The 21,997-nt window shown below is 48.1% G+C and carries 19 protein-coding genes; 4 read left to right on the top strand and 15 right to left on the bottom strand.

The genetic code is table 11. The annotated features are described in order from the left end of the window. Positions 1–5: 5 nt before the first annotated feature. The 6 genes from FHS17_RS07830 to FHS17_RS07805 all read right to left on the bottom strand — a co-directional run bounded on the left by FHS17_RS07830 (position 6) and on the right by FHS17_RS07805 (position 6,179). A complete protein-coding gene (locus tag FHS17_RS07830; protein WP_167277583.1) occupies positions 6–896 on the bottom strand; it encodes a carbohydrate ABC transporter permease in 891 nt (296 codons plus the stop codon). A gap of 89 nt (positions 897–985) precedes the next feature. Beyond that, positions 986–2,422: an ABC transporter substrate-binding protein gene (locus tag FHS17_RS07825; protein WP_167277580.1), complete on the bottom strand. Its 1,437-nt coding sequence runs from the start codon at positions 2,420–2,422 to the stop codon at positions 986–988. A gap of 248 nt (positions 2,423–2,670) precedes the next feature. Next, entirely contained in the window at positions 2,671–3,621 is a 951-nt protein-coding gene (locus tag FHS17_RS07820) for a coiled-coil domain-containing protein (protein ID WP_167277578.1), read from the bottom strand. Positions 3,622–3,639: 18 nt separating this feature from the next. Further along, complete coding sequence (locus FHS17_RS07815) at positions 3,640–4,644, bottom strand: DUF1835 domain-containing protein (RefSeq protein WP_167277576.1); 1,005 nt, start codon at positions 4,642–4,644, stop codon at positions 3,640–3,642. Between the two features lie 103 nt (positions 4,645–4,747). Further along, the gene (locus tag FHS17_RS07810; protein ID WP_243865239.1) at positions 4,748–5,266 is read right to left on the bottom strand and encodes a DUF2798 domain-containing protein; all 519 of its coding nucleotides are present in this window, start codon (positions 5,264–5,266) and stop codon (positions 4,748–4,750) included. A 76-nt stretch (positions 5,267–5,342) separates the two neighbouring features. Beyond that, positions 5,343–6,179 carry an AraC family transcriptional regulator gene (locus tag FHS17_RS07805; RefSeq protein WP_167277575.1) on the bottom strand — a complete coding sequence of 279 codons (837 nt, stop codon included), beginning with the start codon at positions 6,177–6,179 and terminating at the stop codon, positions 5,343–5,345. Positions 6,180–6,332: 153 nt separating this feature from the next. On the opposite strand from FHS17_RS07805, the gene FHS17_RS07800 reads away from it, so the two are divergent. Continuing rightward, positions 6,333–7,463, top strand: coding sequence for a glycoside hydrolase family 88/105 protein (locus FHS17_RS07800; protein ID WP_167277574.1), 1,131 nt, complete (start codon positions 6,333–6,335; stop codon positions 7,461–7,463). 289 nt (positions 7,464–7,752) lie between these two features. Here FHS17_RS07800 and FHS17_RS07795 read toward each other — a convergent pair whose 3' ends face one another. The 4 genes from FHS17_RS07795 to FHS17_RS07780 all read right to left on the bottom strand — a co-directional run bounded on the left by FHS17_RS07795 (position 7,753) and on the right by FHS17_RS07780 (position 12,843). After that, positions 7,753–9,594 (bottom strand): ABC transporter ATP-binding protein, encoded by a 1,842-nt coding sequence (locus FHS17_RS07795; protein ID WP_167277573.1) that lies wholly within the window; start codon positions 9,592–9,594, stop codon positions 7,753–7,755. After that, entirely contained in the window at positions 9,578–11,332 is a 1,755-nt protein-coding gene (locus FHS17_RS07790) for an ABC transporter ATP-binding protein (RefSeq protein ID WP_167277571.1), read from the bottom strand. Before FHS17_RS07790 ends, FHS17_RS07795 begins: the two co-directional genes overlap by 17 nt. Continuing rightward, entirely contained in the window at positions 11,329–11,667 is a 339-nt protein-coding gene (locus FHS17_RS07785; protein ID WP_167277568.1) for a hypothetical protein, read from the bottom strand. The genes FHS17_RS07790 and FHS17_RS07785 overlap by 4 nt, the downstream gene beginning before the upstream one ends. Positions 11,668–11,919: 252 nt before the next feature. After that, positions 11,920–12,843 (bottom strand): DMT family transporter, encoded by a 924-nt coding sequence (locus FHS17_RS07780; RefSeq protein WP_167277566.1) that lies wholly within the window; start codon positions 12,841–12,843, stop codon positions 11,920–11,922. Positions 12,844–13,167: 324 nt separating this feature from the next. Between FHS17_RS07780 and FHS17_RS07775 the strand changes: the two genes are divergently transcribed. From FHS17_RS07775 to FHS17_RS07765, 3 genes are read left to right on the top strand one after another with little or no spacing between them, the layout of a single operon-like run. After that, positions 13,168–14,166: an ATP-binding cassette domain-containing protein gene (locus tag FHS17_RS07775; protein ID WP_167277563.1), complete on the top strand. Its 999-nt coding sequence runs from the start codon at positions 13,168–13,170 to the stop codon at positions 14,164–14,166. Continuing rightward, positions 14,163–14,966, top strand: a complete 804-nt coding sequence (locus FHS17_RS07770; protein ID WP_167277562.1) for an ABC-2 family transporter protein — start codon at positions 14,163–14,165, stop codon at positions 14,964–14,966. Before FHS17_RS07775 ends, FHS17_RS07770 begins: the two co-directional genes overlap by 4 nt. Beyond that, positions 14,950–15,798: an ABC transporter permease gene (locus FHS17_RS07765; protein ID WP_243865238.1), complete on the top strand. Its 849-nt coding sequence runs from the start codon at positions 14,950–14,952 to the stop codon at positions 15,796–15,798. The genes FHS17_RS07770 and FHS17_RS07765 overlap by 17 nt, the downstream gene beginning before the upstream one ends. 195 nt (positions 15,799–15,993) lie before the next feature. Here the strand turns inward: FHS17_RS07765 and FHS17_RS07760 are convergent, their stop codons facing one another. From FHS17_RS07760 to FHS17_RS07740, 5 genes are all read right to left on the bottom strand, one after another. Continuing rightward, entirely contained in the window at positions 15,994–16,941 is a 948-nt protein-coding gene (locus tag FHS17_RS07760) for a glycoside hydrolase family 43 protein (protein WP_243865237.1), read from the bottom strand. 29 nt (positions 16,942–16,970) lie between these two features. After that, positions 16,971–18,446, bottom strand: a complete 1,476-nt coding sequence (gene abnB, locus FHS17_RS07755; RefSeq protein WP_415639859.1) for an arabinan endo-1,5-alpha-L-arabinosidase AbnB — start codon at positions 18,444–18,446, stop codon at positions 16,971–16,973. Then, positions 18,443–19,933, bottom strand: a complete 1,491-nt coding sequence (locus FHS17_RS07750) for an alpha-N-arabinofuranosidase (protein WP_167277561.1) — start codon at positions 19,931–19,933, stop codon at positions 18,443–18,445. Before FHS17_RS07750 ends, abnB begins: the two co-directional genes overlap by 4 nt. 38 nt (positions 19,934–19,971) lie before the next feature. Further along, positions 19,972–20,832: a carbohydrate ABC transporter permease gene (locus tag FHS17_RS07745; protein ID WP_167277560.1), complete on the bottom strand. Its 861-nt coding sequence runs from the start codon at positions 20,830–20,832 to the stop codon at positions 19,972–19,974. A gap of 229 nt (positions 20,833–21,061) precedes the next feature. Then, positions 21,062–21,970, bottom strand: coding sequence for a carbohydrate ABC transporter permease (locus FHS17_RS07740; protein ID WP_167277559.1), 909 nt, complete (start codon positions 21,968–21,970; stop codon positions 21,062–21,064). Positions 21,971–21,997 lie beyond the last annotated feature (27 nt).

The following is a 21,997-nucleotide window of genomic DNA, read 5'->3' as shown; positions in this document are numbered from 1 at the left end:
TCCGTTTACTCTTTCATCGAGCGGATATAGAACAAGCTCAGGATGATACCGATGAACAGCAGCAACAATGAAATGGCCGTACCATAACCAAGCTGATAATTGACGAACGCCTGATTATACATAAAGATTGGCAATGTGGTCGTGGATGTTCCTGGCCCCCCGCCTGTCATGGCGTAAATCAGACCAAACACCCCTAGTGTCTGAAGCGTTACAAGCATCATGTTGGTCGTAATGGTTTCTTTTATGTATGGGATCGTTACCCGCATCAATACCTGCCATTTTGAAGCTCCATCCACAATAGCAGCTTCCTCAATCTCGCTTGGTACATCATCTAATGCCGCCTGGAACACTAGCATCGAGAAGGCTGTCCCATGCCAAATATTTGCGAGGATGATCGTAATCATCGGAACGGTATACAGCCAAGTAACCTCACTCATACCAAAGGATTGCAGAATAGCATTCAGAGTCCCTTCATCGCCGAAAAAGCTGTACAAGCACAACGCGCACACGATCTCCGGCGTAACCCAGCCCGCTAATACAATGGTACCGATGACTCTGCGAAACCATTTATTTCTGTGTTTCATGAAGAGTGCGATCAAGAAGCCTAATACCTGCTGACCTATGACAGCTGAACCGATCAGAAATACGAGTGTATTCCAAATGCTGGTCCGTACCGTCGGATCCTCGAACATTCGCGTATAGTTATCAAGCCCAACAAACTGCAAATCCTTGGCAGCTTCTCCCGTTAGAGCAAGGTTAGTAAAGGAATAGAATACTGTCAGTAGAATTGGATAAATAAAAAACACCAGCATGATCGCCACGGAGGGCAGTAAAAAATAAACCCAGGTCCATGTTTTTCGCCGCTTCTCCATGCCTTGAACGGCCAAACTGCTCATTCTCGTCTTCCTCCTCCGCTTGCAAGATGAAAAGAAGACTTGCTCAAGCAGCCACGTCTATAGGAAGGGCTTGAGCAAGCCATTTTCTATTATTTTTCTAAAATGTTATCCTCGCCTACCGTTCGAGTAACGTCCTGGGCATATTTATTCGCTGCATCCTGTGCTGATGTTCCTGATGCAACGGACTCGACCATCGTCTGAATTTGTGTCGATACCTCCGGATATTTATCCTGCGCAGGACGGAACTCGGCATTCTTCAGATAGTCTGTTGCGATTTGGTTAAATGGCATTTGAGTATACTCTGGATCAGTTCCTACGTCCGCACGAACGGTGATATTACCGGATGCAATAACAAGCTTTTTCGAGTTTTCTTTGTTGAGTGCGAATTTAATAACTTCCCACGCCTCATCTTTGTGCTGCGCGTTCGCCGGAATGGATAATGCCCAGCCGCCTGCAAGGGTGATAGAGCCTGGAGCCTGACCTTTGCTTGTAGGCATTGGAGCGAAGCCAAGAACGTCTTTATATTCCGGCCATGGTGCTGCGCCGCCTTCCAGATAGTTGCCTGTAATCCACGAACCGTCGAGCGAAATTGCAAGCTTGCCTTGCGGCAAATATTCACGAGTGGCTGTATTGCCCGCTTGACCATTCAGCACCTTCGACAATGGTGGTCCAAGCTTCTCTTTGTTAATCGTCTGGATAAATGTCAACGCATCAACGATGCCTTGGCTTTTTGTAATCCATTTGCCTGTGTCGTTGTCGTAAAGTCTCTCACCAGTACCGTAGAGCAGCATCTCATAAGTCTGCATGGATGTTGCTTCACCGGTTGCCTTGCCCATATTCATCCAGATTGGCACGACGTCAGGCAATTTGCTCTTGATCGTTCTAGCTGCGTCCAGTACTTCATCCCAGTTCTTAGGTGTCCATTCTTCAGGCAGTCCGGCTTGCTTGAAGAGTGTCTTGTTGTACCATAATCCCCTGGAATCTGTATTGTAAGGGACCCCGTAAACCTTGCCGTCGCTTGCAGTTACCCCTTTTTTCAATGCCTCAATGAAAGAGCCGTTCGTCCAATCTTCCCAGCCCTTCACTTTATCACCCAGCGATTCAAGATAACCGGCACTCGCATCCGAATTCAGAATAAACGTATCTTCCGTCACGATATCCGGTGCGGTATCCTTGGACTTCAATGCCAATGCAATCTTGGCAAAATAGTCGCCTTCTGACGCCTGAATCGGAGTTGCCTTAATCTCTACATTTTTGTCCGGATAATTCGCTGCAATCTCTTGAATCCATTTGTACATCACACCTTCCTCGCCGATTCCGTCATCGCGATAGGTGATGGTAATGACCTTTTTCTCCGTATTTTCTTTTGTTCCCCCATCATTCGTTGGTTTTGCAGTGGTGCCAGCATTATTACTTGGAGTACTGGTACTGTTCGTATTGTTGGAATTGTTTGAACAGGCAAAAAGCAGGGTTGTACACAATACGAGCGAAGTAGAAATAGACCAGAGTCTTTTACCGCGTGCCATCAGAATCCCTCCCTATTAGTCAACCACCCTTGGTTAAGCGCTTCCATGCGGTTATAGTTCATAGATATTTCTCTACCTTCACCTTTATTCAATCTAAATCAGAAGATTCGACTATAATATTACGACATAACACTCTACTTAGATGACTCTCAAAAATCACTTCAAATAAAGGAGTGAATAAAAAAAGCCCCGGCACATGACGTCCGGAGCTCTATCGTATGTAGTTCTATTTTTCGAAAATTAATAAGTTAGTCAAAAAGTTCAATGAATGCCGCTCGCTGCTGTCTAATAGCCTCCTGACGTCGTTCGGACGCCCTCACTTCATTATCTAATTTAACCAGAAGTCCTGTCGCTTCCGATAACTGTGAGTTAACATCACTAATAGATGACTTGATTTGATTCTGTACAATCCAGTCTGTAATTAAATTATCAAAGAAATAATCGGCAAACTTGTCCATTGTCCCAAGTTCAACCGATAGGTCAGCCGTACGTTTGAGATCATTTAATTCAATTTGCAGCTGCCGAAGGTGATGCTGCGCCTCGTGAATATAATCCTGTGCTTCATCCATACGGGAGTGTTTGATAGAGGTGCTGAGTGCTCCGCCGCCCAGCATATCATACGTTCCCCAATCTTTAGCAGAGTCCAGCTTTACACTTGCGTTGCTTAATGCTTCGACCAGTTTTCTGCAGGCTGATGCTGCTTCACGAAACTCCTTCATTTCCGTCTGTTCGCGGAATAGGCTTTCATCCAGCTCAGACAATCGACCGGAGGCAGTCGGATCGCCGCTGCGCAGGAACTGCTCCTTTTGCAGAAGAACTTGTTTATAGGTGTTCATGGCCTCATGGACAGCAGCTAACTTCGTAGATACTTCCAGATTTTCCTGCTCCAGCTTAATGATTGCCGGTTGAGCTTCCTGAAGCTTTAGCGCCACAGCGAGTGCTTCCTTCCGCTCAATCTTCAATCGATCTTCTTTATTTCCCATTATGCTGTGGAATAAGTTTGCCCAGGATTTCCGCTCCAGTCTAGTGACATCCTCCTGCTCCCGGTCATGTTCAGCCGTTAGCTTCGAGATTTTATTCCTAGCATTCCGCAGCATACGATCAAGCTGATCTGACCTGCGCTCCAAATACTCGCGTTCAGATGCCCTCTCTCTTAATGACTCTAGCTCTTCATTCCATTCTCTCAACGTTTTCGACAAGTGTAATCATCCTCTCTATTATTCGTTTAACTTAATAGAATACTGATATAATGCTCCTGGAAGACCTCTGAAAAGTAGTTTCCCGCTGCTGATCATGGTCCAGAATCTGTACTCAATAAAGGAATCATTAATAACTTGGTTAAAGTTTTCGAATATTGCTGCTACGACTTTCCCGGCTCTTATAAACCCTTCTTCGTCATACTCCTCCTGTAACGAAGAAACGGTTGAAAGAAACAACTCGTCCAACTCATTTTCTGCACACCCTTTAACATCTCCATCCTGCCATAGTCGAAGCGTTTGATTCTGGTTCGATAGCTCCTCCCAAGATGAGACGTATTGCTGCCGCTCTTGAGTAGATAATGGCTTTACGCTGTGGAAGCTTCTCACCATTTCTCGATGTACATCTCTTTCAACGTAGGCTTGGGCAATGGGAGGAACAGGCAAGTCGTGAAGAATCTCTGTAAAATTAACAATCTTTATTGACTGTTTATGTTCACGCAATAAGTGCATGACAAACCTCAATCCGGTCTGATCATGTGCGTTATTTGCACACCAAATGATAATGGTCTTATCTTCCGTAAGTTTATCTAATTCATCTATCACGTGCTCGATTTGATGCTCTCTATTCATATTGTTCAGAAAATGGAAAGGAGAGAAGCGTTCTCTCATCCATTGTTGTCTCAACCGTCTGCCTTCCACTTTATCCAACTGAACTATCGGTCCGATGGAAAACGATTCATTAAAAGCCAATACTTTATTTTCTTCTCTCTTACCGGTCTCACTAAGCGCGACTTTTAAGGAACCAGCGTCTGATAGGCTGAAAATAATATGTACATTGCTTTGAACCCGTTCGGCTTCCTCGCGCCGCAGACGTGCTTCCTCTATTTGTTCACCCCAGAGCTTCAACAGTCTGCCCGACAGATCTTGATCCGGAAAACTCTCAGCCTCTTTCAACAAATCATACAAAATAGATGTCGTTTCCCAAAGTTCAAGTTCATTGATAGTACGTTTAATAGGATCCAATGACACACACCACCTTTCCCCTACTCTACCATAAATATACAAAATATAAAAAATGCCGTGGAGCATCATTATAGATGCCCACGACATTTCAAAGGTATTGCAATTAAGCAGCCAATTTCGCCGCATTTTTGTTTGCCACAAACTTAATGAACAAGAACCGTACCAGCGGCCCCATCACGATCAATTGAAGCGGGAAGGCCAGAATATAGTTATGGAAGACGATCGAGAAATAATGTTTGAGTAACGATCCCTCTCCCAAGCTGTCTGCCAAAGAGGAGCTGATCAGACCATACAACGACATGCACAGAACCATACCCGTAACCATGCAGAAGGCAAGGGACAAGATCACATATACTTTCTTCGATTTATCATAAGGCAGCGAAAAGGCAGCTTTCTTTGCAATTGGCCCTACCACAAACATCTCAATGACAAAAGCAACAATAAAGCCTAACACATACTGCAGCACAATTTCTCCTAATGACAACGTTCCAAACAAGTCATTACGTATGAAATTATACGTAATCATGACAAGGGCCATCCCCGTCACCATCATCAATCCAAAATAAAAATCTTCTCGCTTATTCTTCGGCAAAATCATCATCCTTTCTGTTCTCTTTGTCATTATAGAGATTTGAACCCCCTCTTCATAAGTGACAATTTTGTGAACATTTGAGGATGAAAGGTAATGGAAATACAACCTAATTCCCCTTCCGATAATGCAAAGGAACATATCCTGTGACCGACTTGAACACTCTGCCAAAATGCGTCACACTGCCGAAGCCAACCCGCTTCGCGATAAGATTAACCTTCATGGATGATTGCTCAAGCAGCTTCTTCGCTTCCTTGATTCTGACACTATTCAAATATTCGACGAACGTAAATCCGGTAGCTTCCTTGAAAAAACGGCTCAAATAATAAGGGCTGACGTAGAACCTCTCCGCCAGTAAATGAAGCGACAGCTCCTGCATATAATGGCTGTTTATGTAGCGGACAACTTCTGATATTCGCTCATGCATCGGGCTTGGAGACTCGAGCGTCTCTACGCTGTTCTGCTTCACATGGCGGCAGCAGATCATCAACACCTGCAATGCTAAAGTCTGCGTATACATTTCAAATCCAGGCTTCTTTTCCTGCATTTCCAATATGATATTTTGCGCCAAACTTTCAATTGCTAACCGATCCTGTAACGAGCATTTTACTATGAGGTACTCCTTCTCAAACAATGGATGCAGAACATCCATATAAGTGCTGTTCCCAGCTGCCATATGCTTTTCATGAATATTTACAATAAGCCGTTCATGCTCCGGGGTCTCCGTATTGGTCGTCCTGTGCAGGATATTGGGTGCAATGATCACAATGTCTCCTTCATGAATGACCATCGTCCGATCCTTTATAAAAAATTCCCGCTTCCCGGACATTAAGCAGAAAATTTCATATGTACTATGAAAATGGCTTACAGGCATGTTATGACTGCGGGCTTTGCGATAGGATACCGAGTAGGTTCCCTCACCGTTATCGTATTGGAAATCCCCCATTCCTCGCCTCACCCCTTCCAATTTGGATATCTCTCATTATACGCATTCGTTCATTTACAGCAAGATATAAGAAGAATTCATTCTTTTCTGCAAAAAATGTACATTTCCTCGTGCTAGTATAACCTTAAGACGATGAGGGAGGCTGAATAATTAATGAATTCTTCTGAGGCAGTAAATATCCAGAATAACAAGAAACCTGCATATTCCCCTATTAAGTGGGCAGAGAAAGCTTGTGAGGCATTAATGGCTAAGTTTGAGCCGGAGCTGCTTCCACCAGACCGATTTCATTATCATCAAGGGGTTTTCCTATCTGGCATGGAGAAATGCTGGAAGGAGACACAAAACTCGAAATATTACGGTTACCTGAAACGCTGGGTGGACAGCCAGGTTCTTACGGACGGCAGCATCAAAAAGCATAAGCCTGATGAACTGGACGATATTCAGCCAGGCGTACTGTTATATAATTTGTACGAGCAGACAGGCGATGAACGATATAAGAATGCTTTGCACTACCTTGTGCCGCTGCTTAAATCATGGAAAACGAACGCTTCCGGAGGTTTCTGGCATAAAGAGCATTATCCGAATCAAATGTGGCTGGACGGACTATATATGGCGGGGCCAATCGCCGTGCAGTTTGGCAAAGCATTTGATGCAAATGAATATTTTGACATGATGACTTATCAGGCGATCTTAATGGCCAAACATACGAAGGATCCTGTTACCGGACTCTTGTATCATGGCTGGGATGAGACAAAGGAAGCTTCGTGGGCTGATCCTGAAACCGGTCTAGCACCAGAATTTTGGGGCCGTGCAATCGGCTGGTATCCAGTCGCTTTGCTCGAAATGTTCGAACACCTCCCTGAGGATCACAAGGATAAAGCAGCACTCGTTGAGATTCTGCAAGATCTGCTGATAGCCTTGATCAATTATCAGGATCCTGCAACTGGCTTATGGTACCAGGTTGTCGATAAAGGAGATGAGCCGGATAACTGGCTTGAAAACTCCTGTACCGCTCTATATGTACATGCTATCGCCAAAGCCGTCCGGTTTGGCTATCTGGATGCGAAGTATTTGGAGTATGCTTGGAAAGGTTATCAAGGTGTGATCGATACTTTGAAGTTTGATGACAAAGGCAACGTAGTCATCGGACAGATCTGCATTGGCACGGGGATTGGCGACTATGCCCACTACATCGCCCGCCCAACAAGCGAGAACGACTTGCATGGTGCAGGCGCCTTTATTCTGATGTGTGTTGAGATGAGTCAGGCCGCTGAAGCTGGCTAAGTAACTCTACTACCCTTCTTGAGCTAGGTTGGATTTCGTACAGCATAGGAACACTATTATGATAGCGGTCCTCACCTACGTTGGATTCCATCCAACAGAATTCAGCTCCTAAGCAGCATTCTCGGCAAAAAATGGCTAAAACACTGTACGAAATCCAACCTGCCCCTCCAGACATTTCGGATATAGATCTTTCACTGGATGTTTTCCAATATAGACAGCTCATGATAAAAAAAGCTGAAGCCCTAATTAATAGGGGCTTCAGCTTTTTTACTTTTTTACCATTTCACTTCTATCGAACCGTCTGCACTTCTGGAGCCGCGGCAGCAACCTCGCCTTGCGAGTGGCGGTACAATTCCTCGTACACCCCTTGCAGCTCAATAAGCTCCGTATGCGTTCCAGACTCGACAACCGAGCCGTGGCTTAGAACAAGAATCCGGTCCGCATGCATAATGGTGGACAAGCGGTGGGCGATCACAATTGTTGTCCTGCCCTCAGACACGACCTGCAATGCTCGTTGAATCAGCTGTTCAGTCTGAGAGTCCAAGTTGGCGGTCGCTTCATCGAGAATTAGAATTTTCGGACGGAACACGATAATCCGGGCAAAAGAGATCAACTGCCGCTCGCCAGCTGATAAACCGCTGCCTCGTTCGGACAACTTCGTATCGTAGCCGTCAGCCATACGATTAATCAACTGATCCGCCCCTACGAATTCACAAGCGTGAATAACGTCTTCACGCGAGATCGAGTCGTCAAACATTCGAACGTTATCGATAATACTTCCCGCATACAGATATGGCTCCTGCTGAACCAAACCCACAATCCGGTGAAGCTCGGCCTGCGGGATATGACGGACATCATTCCCGTCAATTTGCACGCTGCCCTCCTGCACATCATAGAACCGGCAAAGCAAGCTCATCAGCGAGCTTTTGCCCGCGCCGGTTGTACCCACGATTCCGACCATCTCGCCCGGACGGATATGAAGATCAAGTCCCCGGAAGATCGGAGTCCCGTTCCCGTAGCTGAACGAGATTTTGTTATAGTCCACGCGTCCTTGTACAGCATCATGGTTAATTTTAACCGGCTTGGCCGCATCCTCAACTTCAGGCTCGACATCGAGAACGCCCCAGATCCGGTTGACCGCTACCGTTGCGGACTGGAGAGTATTCCATTGCTGGGTAATCGCATTGATCGGCTGGAAGAACTGACGGATGTACGTTATAAAAGCATACAAGACCCCAAACTCTATCGTATCGCCAAGTACAGCCTTGCCTCCGGTCCAGACGACAAAAGCAATGGTCAGGTTACCAAGTAAATCAAAGGTCCGGTTAAACGTTACTGCGGTGCGGATCTCACGGACATTTGCCTTAAAATAATCCTCGTTCCGCTCCTTGTACAACTCTCCTTGTGCTTTTTGCTGATGGAAGACTTGAATCAGGCTCATACCCGCGAGATTTTCCGCAACAAACGCGACAAGACGGGACAAGCGCGTCCTGGCCATCTGATACGTCGTACGCATGAAGGACCGGAAACCAATGGCGATAAGCGCAATAATCGGCAATAGAAGAAGACAGTAAAGGCCTAACGTAGTATCCAGATAAAACATCATCACCAGTATCGAAACCAGCGTAAGACCATCCCTCAGCAGAGTCAGCAATACCTGGTTAAAGAACTGGTTAACCGCCTCGGTATCGCTCGAAACATGCGTGATCAGGCTGCCGCTGGACGTTTTATCGAAATAGGACATCGACAGCTTTGTAATATGTTCGAACAGCTGTTTTCGGATGCGGGCTACGATGCTTTGACCGGCATCCTGCAGCAGGTTATTTTGCAAATAAGTAAACAACATGCTTGAGAGGGATAAGCCAAGATAGATCGCGCAAATCACAATCAAACTGCTGTAATCGTTCTTGCCCGCCATCAGGTTATCGTCAATCGCAATCTTCACAAGGTACGGCTGGAACAGTTCTGAGGCAATGGCAATAATAGTACAAATGGTAACCAGAGTAAACGTCTTCCTGTGAGGGGTTATATATGACTTCAAGATACGAAAAGCTGATTTGTATTGCGGTTTGGGCTGCTTTCCATTACCCGCCTTCTGATCCATCTGCCAGTTGTTAACGGCCGTCGGCATATTGGCTTCCCTCCTCTTGAATCGCATGGAGCTCGGCATAAGGTCCAGATTCCGCAAGCAGCTCCTCGTGCTTGCCCCGCTGAACGATTTTCCCTTCATCCAACACGATGATGAGATCCGCATGCTTCAAAGCGCTGAGCCGATGCGCGATAATAATCGTTGTTTTTCCTTGACGCTCCTGTTGAATCGTGTGTATAATCTCGGTTTCGGTCACCGCGTCAACGGCGCTGACGCTGTCATCTAGAATCATAAGAGGCGCCTGCATAATAAAGCCTCGTGCCAGACTTGTTCGCTGACGCTGTCCGCCGGATAAGGTTACGCCCCTCTCTCCCAGCTTCGTCTCGAAGCCTTCCGGGAATTCGACAATATTATCATAAATCCGCGCCTGCTTGGCAGCCCCATGAATCTCGCTTTGCCCGGCCTGCCGCCTGGCAAAGGCAATATTCTCGCCAATTGTTGTGCTAAACAGGAATCCGTCCTGCGGCACGTAAGCGATCTGAGTGCGAAGGCTTTCGAACGAGAGCTTCCGTATATCTTCAGAACCGATCCGGACCGCATTAGCCGGCGGATCATACACGCGAAGCAGTTGCTTCACTAGCGTTGTTTTTCCGCTGCCCGTACGCCCCACGATGCCAATCGTCATTCCCGGTCGAACTACTAGATCAATATGATGCAGCGAAGGCTGTGAAGCACCGGGATAAGTAAACGTCAAATCCGAAATGCGAATTGGATTTTCAGACAGATTGACAGCTGTAGCCTGCTCAGACTCCACAATGTCAGGCTGAACCGCTATCAATTCATTAAGCCGCTGCAAGGATGCCCGCGAACGCTGTACCGTATTGATAACGTTACCAATTTGCTGCAGCGGGTTCATCAGCATCCGCACGTATAGGGTTAACGCAACGAAATTACCAAGGGTAATGTCCCCATTGATTGTCAAATATCCGCCATAAGCCAAAGACACAATGATCGACAGGTTGCCAAGAAACGGCACCGTTGCCTGGAACAGCGAGCTGATCCGTACCAGCGACAGTTGATTAGTCTTGATCTGATCCACCTTGGCACCAAAACGATTAATCATAATAGGTTCCACGGCAAACTTCTTCGTCACGCGAATACCGCCAAACTGCTCCTCTGCCGATTCCGTCATCGTGCCAAGCGCCTCCTGCACTTTGCGGGAACGCTTACGGATAACCGGACCAATCTTGATGACAATCCAAGGAATGAAAATGAGCGGTCCTATGGAAGCAGCAATGAGATAGAGCGGTATATCGCTTAGAATCATCGCCCCTACACAGGAAATCAACAGCATGGAAGCCATGGCCGTCTGGTTGATGCCCATTGAGATCGCTTCCCTTACGCCGGTCACATCGTTCATGAAGTAGTTGAGCATTTTGCCGACGCCATTCTTTGAATAGTAATGCTCGCTAAGACCTGAGAAATGGGTGAACAGACGACGACGGGTCATGTACTCGAACAACCGTCCGACGTACATGACCAGATATTGACCGTATCCTCCCAGCAGTGCATATCCCGCTCCAATGAAAACTAACAGCAGGCTGTAATGAGCGACATCGTTGGAGCCAAGTGCTCCGCCCTTCAGCTTATCCGTAAAGTCCCCAAGTACTTTCGGAAAATAAGCGAATACGATACTCGCAGCCGCATGAAGGGTAAAAGATCCAAGGTAAATATGCCAGGTCTGCTTGAAATACGGCTTTAAAACTCCTTCAGATTTCAAGACTCATCACTTCCATTGTTGGATTCAGAATTGATTTCTTCTTCCGCAGGACCTTCTTCCGAAGAAACTTCTTCTGGTGGCAGCTCGTGAAGCTGAAATACATTAATAAATTCTTCCATAATAGCTTCGGTAGCTTTCAGCTCACCGCTGACTACCAGTTTAATTGCCTCAAAATCCGGATCATTCAACTGTCGTTGCAACGTGGAACGAGTAACCGTAAGCTTTTCTAGAAAAGCAAGTGCTCTGCCTCGACGAAAAGTTTGTGCCTTTCCACCATCTCGATTTCTGCACTCCTCCTTAAAATGCTTCCCTCTGTGTCCTTGGCCGTTACGCATAGGTATATGCCTCCTTCAAACAACGTATACATTCGTATACACTTCACTTTATGTATACAAATGTATACCTCGCAAACAATGCTGTCAATATTTAGTTTGGTAGTTTTTCCAATGATTATAAATTTCTCATTTAGCGGAAACCCACTTGGTAAGGTGAAAGCCATGCTGAAGAACGTATTCATGGAACCAATCCCTGAGAAATAAAAAAATCGCCCTATGCGGGCGATTTTTTTGATCTCTTAACTACTCCTCTTAACCTCCGAATAAACGAAGAAAGAGAATTCCTCCAAAAGCACAAGCCATCCCCGTCACTTCAAGACGCGAAAACTGCTCCTTCACTACAAACCGAGTGTACAGCAGCACAATCAGTACATTTAACGCCGTTACGGCCGATACGAGTCCAGCTTTACCGAAATCAAAAGCCGTTACGATCATCATCATGCCCACCGCATTCGTTGTTCCCACCAGCATTCCCGTAAAGAAGGTCCGACGCTCGCTCCAAGTTTTAGCTGCCACTTGGCTCTCCACTGCGGCGGCGACAGTTACGTCAGCTGTAGATGCAGCCATTGCCAAACTGACCCGCTTCATGGCAAGCCGATCCTTAAGCCACCATACACCATAACAGGTGGAGCCAGAAGCAAACATAAAGAACAAGGTTGGAAAGAGCGGTGCGTCCAGCTTTGTGGACCAAGAGCCGGACAGATCATTGCAGGCGAACATGAGGAGGGACAACAGCCCCCATTGTGCTCCCTGCAGATTTTTAAGAGACAAGTCATTGGAATAACGGACAAGCAAGATACCAGCCACAATCACAGCGAAAGCAGCCAATTGAATAGAACTGAGTGCTTCTCCCCATAACACGTATGCCCCCATGACAACCAATACAGCCGGAAGCGCCGTAATGATTGCAACAAGTGAGGCTTTTCCGACAGCAAATCCCTTGAACATACTCGCATTCGCAACAAAGGAGAACACACCCATCTGAATACCAACAAGGGCTGATGTCATCCAAGGCTGGCCGGATATAACAGCAATTATACCGCAGACAAGTGCACCCATTGTAAATGCGCCACATAGCAGCACCGTCCGGCTTAACGGCAGCTGGCTGGTATAATGATATAAAATTCCTCTTAATCCAAAGCATAACGCCGCTAATATTGCAAATAAAATCCACATTACTCTAGAAATCCCCTTTCCATTCTCCTAATCTTAGTCAGAGTAAGGAATTGTTGCAATGCCAGCTGCAAATAATCAGCTGAAAAAATAGCTGTTGCCACACCTGACACACCGTGTTAATATATGGAAAATAGTTTTTCGGAAGGGCTTCTAGGGATCCGACTCCATCAGGATGGCGAACCAAGCGAAGCCGGCTTGTGCGCGTGGCGCCAAGCTACACCGTGAGGAATAAAAGACCTTCGGAAAGTTCCGCCTGTTCATTGGGCGAAACAGACCGAAGGTCTTTTCCCCTTTAGCGGGTTAAATCAAAAAGGGGTGTATAAGGTGCGGTCCATTCAGGTTGAGCAATTGGAAAAGGTGTTCCAGGTTAAAAAGAAGCAAGCCGGTCTGACGGGCAGCCTTAAGGCATTGTTTAAGCCGCAATTTACAGACAAAGCCGCAGTGGAAGGCATTACATTTTCCGTTGAGCAAGGAGAGACCGTTGCTTTCCTTGGACCAAATGGCGCTGGCAAGTCAACTACGATTAAGATGCTGACCGGCATCCTCCATCCGTCCTCTGGCACAGCTGAAGTTCTAGGCTGTTGTCCTTGGACAGAACGGTCAAAGCTTGCTTACCGCATCGGTTCTGTGTTCGGGCAGAAGTCGCAGCTGTGGTACCATCTCCCGCCGCTGGATACGTTCGAATTAATGAGCCGGATCTATGAGCTGCGACGGAATGATTATACAGAGCGCCGCGACAGCCTCATCGAGCGCTTCGAGCTTGGTCCGTACTTGCATACACCAGTGCGTAAGCTGTCACTCGGCGAACGAATGCGATGTGAAATCGCCGCTTCCCTGCTCCATCGCCCACAAGCCTTATTCCTTGATGAGCCAACGATTGGTCTTGATGCAGTTGTTAAGCAGCGGATTCGGGAGCTGATCGTCGAGATGAACCGTGAGGAAGGTACTACCATCTTCTTGACTTCCCATGATGCTGGCGACGTGGAGAAGCTGTGTGACCGTGCCATTGTCATTAATCATGGGGGAATCGTGTTTGATGGGCAGGTTGAATTCATGAAGCAGCAATTTCTGACTCATAAAACCGTACAGCTTGTGCTGGAAAATGACCCTGGACAGCTTTCTCTCGATGGCGTAGCCGTCTTGACGCGCAGCGGCTCACGTCTCACACTCAGCGTGGACACTGGGCATACAACGATTGAATCAGTTATGTCAGCCTTGATGTCGAGCCATCGCATTGTCGATATGACAGTACAGGACCCGCCGATGGAGGATATTATCTCCCGAATGTACGGGACGTTTCGTGCAAAGGAGGCGGTCATGTGATCAGCTTCTCGAAACCAGCCAAATATATTTTCATAGGCAAAATCACCCTGCGCAGCCAACTAGCTTATGTCGTCGATTTTGTCATACGTTCCTTGTTTTTGCTCCTCATCCTTTATATATTCATGCAGCTGTGGCAAACAACCTTCGCTGGCGAAGGTACAACAGCTATTAACGGATACACCTTCAAGCAGATGATGTGGTATCTCGTCTTCACCGAATCGATGGTACTTGCTACACCAAGCCTCTGTACACGAATCGAAGAAGAAGTTAAAAGTGGTGACGTCGCCTTCAAGCTCATTAGACCAGTCAGCTTTCTCGCATTCCACTATGTCGAGTATATGAGCGAGGTTGCCATCCGATTTGTAATCAATCTGCTGCTTGGTTCTACGATTGCCTTCTTGATGGTCGGATCTCTGCCTGTTGGTGCAGGTCTCGCATGGCTGCCTCTCATGGCATTTGGCGGTTTTACCGTTAATTTTATGCTCGGTATGCTTGTTGCATTAAGTGCCTTTTGGGTCGAGGAGACAAGAGGGCTTGAGTTCGTCTATAACAAAATTTTATTTACGGTTGGCGGTATGCTGATGCCGCTGGAGCTGTTCCCAGATAAGCTGCAGCAGATTGGACACTGGCTGCCTTTTCAAACCATTGTCTATTTCCCGGCTCGAACAGCTGTTGGCATGCATCACGGCGAGATAGCTGGCATGCTTGCCGTGCAGTGGCTGTGGGCAGCTCTTATCGGGCTCGTTGTATGGTTCGCTTATCGAAAGGGGGTGCGGAAGCTGAATGTCAATGGCGGATAACAATAGATATACGGTGGGAATATCCGAACATGATCAGCCAGGCAAGCTTCGCCGCCTGATCAGATTTACAACGGCAAGCTGGAGGCTGAATCTCGCAGGAGCGATGGAGTTCCGACTCAGCTTCCTGCTAACTGTCGGAACCATGATGGTGAACAACATTGTCTGGATTATTTTCTGGGATATGTATTTCCAGCGCTTCTCCGTGCTTAACGGTTGGACGATGCAGGATGTGATGATGATGTGGGCAGCAGCGGCAGGTGGCTTTGGGATCATGTCGATTTTCTTTGGCAATGCTACACGCCTTGCCAGTCTGATCGTAACCGGGCAATTAGATGTTTATCTCGCCCAACCAAAGCCGGTATTGCTGAACGTGCTGATTAGCCGCATGTCGGTGAGCGCAATAGGTGATCTCCTGTTTGCCATATTCATCTTCCTAGCGTTTGGGAACGTTACCCTGCTAGGGACTATCAAATTTACGGCAGCTCTGCTGCTCTCCGCACTGATCTTTATCTTCTTTTGTGTTATTACTGGCTGCCTCTCCTTCTGGCTTGGCAACACGGAAGGACTAAGTTTTCAATTGTATAATGCGCTGCTCACCTTTGCCACCTACCCTACAGGTATCTTCAAGGGCTTTGGCCGGCTTGTATTATTTACGGTCATTCCCGCTGGTTTTATAAGCAGTATGCCTGTCTCGTTGATCCGTGAGATCGACCTGAACTTCCTCTTCGGAGCTGTTGGCATGGCGTCAGCTTTGTGCGTCGGAGGGATCCTGATCTTCTATAAAGGGTTAAGAAGATACACTTCCGGCAATATGATAGGACTCAGGCGTTAATAAATCGAGTAGATAGGGGCGCTGAGAAGTTAGACTAAATAACTCTTAATCTTTCCAGAAAGAAAGATTAAGAGGAACGCATAGGAGATATATAGAAAGAGCGTAACCTTGACTGATCAAAGTTACGCTCTTTGCATGATTGCTTGTTTTATAGCATTCTACCAACAGTCGCCCCGATAGTACGGCATTTTCCTCTTATTCAAAAATCGGTTTTCCGTCTGCGCTCCACTGCAGTTTGCGAACGAACGCATGACGGTTCGGATCGTATAGCGGGTCACCTACGATTTCCTTGTACGTACGGGCGTGGAAAATGATAATGTCCTCGCCATCCTCCGACTTTGTGAAGCTGTTGTGTCCAGGTCCGAACAGTCCACGAGTCTCATCCGTCTTCAGCACCGGTTGTGGCGACTTTTTCCACGAGGCCGGGTCCATCAGATCCGCTTCTTCCGATGCTTCAAGCAGTCCCATGCAGTAATGATGATTCGTCGCGCTTCCTGAATAGGTGATGAAGATAAGTCCATTACGCTTAAGAACAGCCGCACCCTCGTTCACGAGGAAGCCGATCACTTCCCAGTCGTACTCCGGCTTTGTCAGCATAACGCCATCTGCCGCAAGCGTCCAAGGGTTGGCCATTGGTGCAATATACAGGTTGGAGTTGCCCTCGATGTCCGGATCTTTCTGCGCCCAAACCAGATAACGGATGCCATGGTGCTCGAACGTCGTCGCATCGAGTGCGAACGATTCCCACATCGTCTTGATCTGACCTTTCTCAACCCATTCACCTTCAAGCGGGTTTTCCGATTCGTTCTCCAGTACGAACATGCGGTGATCGAACAGCCCTTCATTCGTCTCTGCTGTGCGGGCGGCAGCGAAGTAGATATACCACTTGCCGTCTATGAAATGAATTTCCGGTGCCCAGATGTTCGCACTCATCATGCCAGATGCATGCTTCCGCCAGGCGACAACCGGTTCCGCTTCCGCTAGTCCCGCAATTGTAGCTGCACGTCTCACTTCGATCCGGTCATATTCTGGAACAGACGCCGTAAAGTAGTAGAATCCGTCTTCATGCTTGTATACCCATGGATCAGCTCGCTGCAATATAATAGGTTGTTCCGTCTCCTGCATCGTTTTTTGTTCAGTCATCGCTCTCTCCCTCTCTATTTTAAGCACTGTTATCGTCTTGCACCCCACAAAGCAATGCCATCCTTCGACAGGACGGTGAACGTCTCCGTCCATGCCTCCGCGGTTTGATCCCACGACCGGAGCCAATAGCCGTCGTAGTTAACGCCGTCTATTGCCAGCTGTAGACCGGCTTCCCCGTTCAACTTCCACTCACCGCTCACCGCGCCAGTCACGGTACCGTCTTTCTCTAGCCGGATCGCTGCCGATTCCTTCAGCTCAGCCGAAATGTCCTTCCCGTGGTTCACAAGCTCATAATCTCCCGCAACTGTATCCTTCTCGGCTTTCCCGAGTGTCTCGCCAGCGTACCGGAACGGTACAACAACGGGCCAGCCTTCCTCGTTCAGAAAAAACTGATGCACACGAATCTCGTGCTTCTCCCCGCTGTACGGGAACCGCGAATGGAAGATTAAATAATAGCTTCCGTTCTCCTCATTAAAGAAAGCTGAGTTATGACCAGGTGATACGTAGCCGGCTTCGCGTCCCTCATCCGCCGGATCCTTCCACAGATGGTTGCCCATCAACTTTGTGCCGAACGGCTCAACGGACCGGTCATCGAACAGGGGAAGCGACGGATCCGCCTTCGCCTCAATCATATCTCTTCCTTCTGCATCGACGAACGGACCGTCCGGATTTTTCGAACGTGCAACCCGCATGTTGTAGCCGCCTGCGGCATCGAGTCCGCCATACGACAGGAACAGGTAGTAATAGTCCGTGTCCGGGCTGTACAGCATATATGGACCTTCGATCCGACTATGGTTGCCGCCAAGCAGCTTCTTGCCATACCCTTGGTCGGGCAGCGGCATACCTGTCTTCTCATCCATCTCCAGAATGAATATACCGCCTGAATAAGAGCCGTACACCATCCACAGCTTGCCGTCCTTATCGAAAAAGACATCGGGATCGACGACATTCGGATGAATAGTGGCGTCGTAAATCTCGCCATCCTCACTCGGCTCTCCCCACATACCGGACTTAAGAATAATGCCCAGATCCTTATACGGGCCTTCGATGTCAACCGCCACTGCTACACCCATTGCCGAGAGCGGTGAATCGCCACGGCAAGCGTTGTAATACATGTAATACTTTCCATCTGCAAGCTGGATGACGTCCGCAGCCCAAAGCGTATCGGTCTGTGCCCATTCAAACGTTTCACGCAATTCCTCCGTCACATTCGGAATGAGAGGATTGCCGTCAGCAGCGCCAGATGCAACGAGCTCCCAGCTCATCAAGTCGGTTGACTTTGCCGCCGCCAGATGTGAGCCGAATACATAATAAGTACCGTCCTCCGCCCGAATGACGGACGGATCATGCACAGATGCTTCATTAAACACCGGTATTGTATTCTCCACTTTTCCTGCCCCGCTGTTCCCCGCATCGCTGCAACCGGCGAGCAGCAGCATGGCGGTCAAAGCCGTTCCGATCCCCGCTCGCAGTCCGCAGTATCTTCCAGCCGTGCGCGCCATCATACGTCAGGTGTCAGCCGCACGACTGCCACCGATGCCGGAGGCAGCTTCACGGACAGAATGCCGTCCGCCCATTGCGCTTCGGTAAGAGACTGCTGCGCAACCCGATTTGGCTGATCAAATGTGTTATGGGCGTGAATATCATCTGCTGCGAGGAGTGAGCCGCTTACCGTATAACCGGAAGATGAGCCGCGGAGCTCAACGTTCAGCTCGGCTTCATGATTCGGATCAAGGTTCGCCAGACTGACACTGATAACGGCATCCTTAACCGATGCGGATACCGTCACCTGCGGAAGCTTCTTGCCAAATCCTTCGTATTCCCCGAATGAACCATGGATCGCAAGCGCTTCGGCATCCTGATGCACCTTGAACATTTCAAGCACATGGTACGTCGGCGTGAGCAGCATTTGCTCCCCTTCTGTCATAATGACTGCTTGAAGCACGTTGACCATCTGCGCGAGATTCGCCATATGAACCCGGCTGCAGTGCTTGTGGAAGACATGCAGATGAATGGCGGCAACAAGCGCATCACGCATCGTATTTTGCTGGAACAGGAAGCCCGGATTTGTGCCCGGCTCGGTCAGGAACCAGGTGCCCCATTCGTCAACAATAAGGCCGACATGCTTCTGCGGATCGTACTGATCCATAATGATGCTGTGGCGTGTAATTAATTCGTCCATATGGAACGCCTTGGCCATCGTCTCCGACCAGTCCTGCTCATTGAATTCAAGTGCCGATTTCTTCTCTTCCCAGCTGCCCGGGATCGTATAATAATGAAGGCTTAGACCGTCCATGACATTGCCAGCCTTGCGCATAAGCACTTCCGTCCAACGGTAATCATCAATGTTGGCGCCGCCTGCAACCTTATAGATACGATTATTGCCGTATTGTCTGACGTAAGTCTGGTAATTACGGTACAAGTCCGCATAATGCTCCGGATGCATGTTGCCGCCGCAGCCCCAGTTCTCGTTGCCAACGCCGAAATATTTCAGCTTCCAAGGCTCTTCACGGCCATTCTCCCTGCGCAAATTCGCCATCGGAGATTCACCGCCGAATGTCATATATTCGACCCATTCGCTCATTTCCTGTACGGTGCCGCTGCCAACATTGCCGCAGATGTACGGCTCGGTGTCCAGCAGCTCGCACAGCTCGAAAAACTCATGCGTGCCGAAATGATTATTTTCCACAACGCCGCCCCAGTGCGTGTTGACCATCCGCTTACGCAGCTCCCTCGGGCCTACGCCGTCCTTCCAATGGTATTCGTCTGCAAAGCAGCCACCTGGCCAGCGTAGGTTCGGAATATTAAGCTTGCGAAGTGCTTCAAGCACGTCATTGCGAATGCCTTTCGTATTCGGAATCGATGAATCTTCGCCGACCCACAATCCTTCATAAATGCAGCGGCCCAAATGCTCCGCGAAATGTCCATAGATATGACGGTTGATCGTGCCTACCGTCCAGTCCGTGTGTACAACTACTTTGAAAGTGGTCATCGTTGGTCTATCTCCTTTATAAATGTAGAAGTTATTGCCTATCCTTTAATACCCGTGAGGGCGATCCCTTCAATGAAGAAACGCTGTGCGAATGCAAACAAAATAAGCGTTGGTATGAGCGCAACAACTGCGCCCGCCATAATAAGCGTCCATTCCGTTACGTAGTAGGACGAGAAGGAGGCAAGCTCGAGCTGGAGCGTATATTTCTCCGGCGTGTTCAAATAGATAAGCGGTCCAAGGTAATCGTTGTATCCCGCGTTGAAGGATAGAATACCTTGTGTAATTAAGGCCGGCTTTGTAAGCGGAATAATGATTTTCATAAAAATTCCAAACGGGTTCATTCCGTCAATCTTCGCTGCATCTTCAAGCTCGTCGGGGAGCTGCTTAATGAATTGGCGGAAGAAGAAAATCGTCATCGGCGCACCGAACATGCCTGGAATAATGAGTGGCTTCCAGCTGTCCGTCCAGCCGAACGTCTTGAACATAATAAAGGCTGGAATCATCATAACCGCACCGGGAATAACCATCGTGCCGACCAGTGTCATGAACAGCTTGTCACGCCCTGGGAACCGCAGCTTCGCGAATGCGTAGGCAGACAGTGCACAGGCGAACAGGCCGATCACAAGCGTTGGAATAACGACGAACATCGTATTGAAGAAGCCTCGAATCATATGCGCATCAGTGAAAATTAGCTTGTAGTTGTCCCAAGCAAAGGTTGAAGGTATCCACTGCGGCGGATACGAGAACACTTCGCCGTCCGGCTTAAGCGATGTAGACAGCATCCACAGGAAGGGCACTGCCATGATGACACCGCCGATGATCATTAACAGGTAAACGACCGTATTGGCGAGCGTAGCACCTGTTTTCACTTTGCGGCCGGTTGCCGTTGTTGTACTCATGAATTTGTATCCCTCCTAAAAAGAATTGCAACACTAACTGGCTTATCTTAAGCCGTTTATGGTAATTCTTACTTCGTAAGCATAGGCCTAAAGAATTGCAACACTAACTGGCTTATCTTAAGCCGTTTATGGTAATTCTTACTTCGTAAGCATAGGCCTAAAGAATTACAACACTAATTGGCTTATCATAAGCCGTTTATGGTAATTCTTACTTCGTAAGCATAGAGTCTTAGTTGTAGTGGACCCATCGCTTGGACAGCAGGAAGTTGATCAGAATGACGAACATAATAATGATGCCGATGAACCAGGCAATTGCAGACGCATAGCCCATTTCACTGTACTCAAAGGCAATGGTGTACAAGTAATACACAATTGTTGTTGTTGAGTAATTCGGGCCGCCGCCTGTAAGCAGCTGGAACCGAGGGAAATCCTGCAGCGCACCAATGAGTGAAGTGATCAGGACAAAAAACGTTACCGGCGAAATCCCCGGAACTGTAATGTGGATGAATTTGTTCCAGCCGCCCGCGCCATCGACCGTAGCCGCTTCATATAAGGAAGACGGGACATTGCCAAGCGCTGCCAGATACAAAATGATGCTGACGCCCATACCACCCCAGACCCCTTGAATGATAATGGCGAACATCGCCCATTTCTCATCAACTAGCCATGCCGGCGGGTTAAGGCCGAGCTCGCTAAGGTAGTAGTTGAGCAGGCCGAAGTCGGCATTAAAGATCCATTGCCATATCATCGCCAGCGCAACCATGGAGCAAATCGTCGGCAGGAAGAACATCATCCGGAAGAAGTTTCTGCCGCGAAGCTTCCGGTCAAGCAGCAGCGCGATGATTAGCGAGACGATCATACTAACCGGTACACCAAGTGCCGCGTAGAACGTATTCCATAGCGTCTTCCATACGAGCGGATCATTGGTGAGCGCCCGTTTATAGTTAGCAACCCCCGTAAAATCAGCAGGCTGCCCGAAATTAAATGTTGTAAAGCTCATATAAAGTGAATTCACAAACGGATAAAGTAAAAATACAAGCACGCCGATGAACGGCGGGGCGATAAACAGGAAACCCCACCACATCTCACTGCGGTAGAGCGACTTTTTCTTCGCCGGCTTAACGGTATTGGCACTCATCAGGGCTGCCCCCTTTCTTGATTTGTT

The sequence above is a fragment of the Paenibacillus lupini genome (genome assembly GCF_011761355.1).
GTDB lineage: Bacteria > Bacillota > Bacilli > Paenibacillales > Paenibacillaceae > Pristimantibacillus > Pristimantibacillus lupini.
This window is presented reverse-complemented; position numbering and strand designations above follow the sequence as displayed.

Excerpts from the sequence above, each read along its gene's own strand:
- FHS17_RS07830 (WP_167277583.1), bottom strand. The coding sequence starts at position 896 with ATGAGCAGTTTGGCCGTTCAAGGCATGGAGAAGCGGCGAAAAACATGG.
- FHS17_RS07740 (WP_167277559.1), bottom strand. The coding sequence starts at position 21,970 with ATGAGTGCCAATACCGTTAAGCCGGCGAAGAAAAAGTCGCTCTACCGC.
- abnB (WP_415639859.1), bottom strand. The coding sequence starts at position 18,446 with ATGATGGCGCGCACGGCTGGAAGATACTGCGGACTGCGAGCGGGGATC.
- FHS17_RS07785 (WP_167277568.1), bottom strand. The coding sequence starts at position 11,667 with ATGCGTAACGGCCAAGGACACAGAGGGAAGCATTTTAAGGAGGAGTGC.
- FHS17_RS07765 (WP_243865238.1), top strand. The coding sequence starts at position 14,950 with ATGTCAATGGCGGATAACAATAGATATACGGTGGGAATATCCGAACAT.
- FHS17_RS07805 (WP_167277575.1), bottom strand. The coding sequence starts at position 6,179 with ATGGGGGATTTCCAATACGATAACGGTGAGGGAACCTACTCGGTATCC.
- FHS17_RS07825 (WP_167277580.1), bottom strand. The coding sequence starts at position 2,422 with ATGGCACGCGGTAAAAGACTCTGGTCTATTTCTACTTCGCTCGTATTG.
- FHS17_RS07745 (WP_167277560.1), bottom strand. The coding sequence starts at position 20,832 with ATGAGTACAACAACGGCAACCGGCCGCAAAGTGAAAACAGGTGCTACG.
- FHS17_RS07750 (WP_167277561.1), bottom strand. The coding sequence starts at position 19,933 with ATGACCACTTTCAAAGTAGTTGTACACACGGACTGGACGGTAGGCACG.
- FHS17_RS07780 (WP_167277566.1), bottom strand. The coding sequence starts at position 12,843 with ATGTGGATTTTATTTGCAATATTAGCGGCGTTATGCTTTGGATTAAGA.
- FHS17_RS07800 (WP_167277574.1), top strand. The coding sequence starts at position 6,333 with ATGAATTCTTCTGAGGCAGTAAATATCCAGAATAACAAGAAACCTGCA.
- FHS17_RS07810 (WP_243865239.1), bottom strand. The coding sequence starts at position 5,266 with ATGACAAAGAGAACAGAAAGGATGATGATTTTGCCGAAGAATAAGCGA.
- FHS17_RS07795 (WP_167277573.1), bottom strand. The coding sequence starts at position 9,594 with ATGCCGACGGCCGTTAACAACTGGCAGATGGATCAGAAGGCGGGTAAT.
- FHS17_RS07760 (WP_243865237.1), bottom strand. The coding sequence starts at position 16,941 with ATGACTGAACAAAAAACGATGCAGGAGACGGAACAACCTATTATATTG.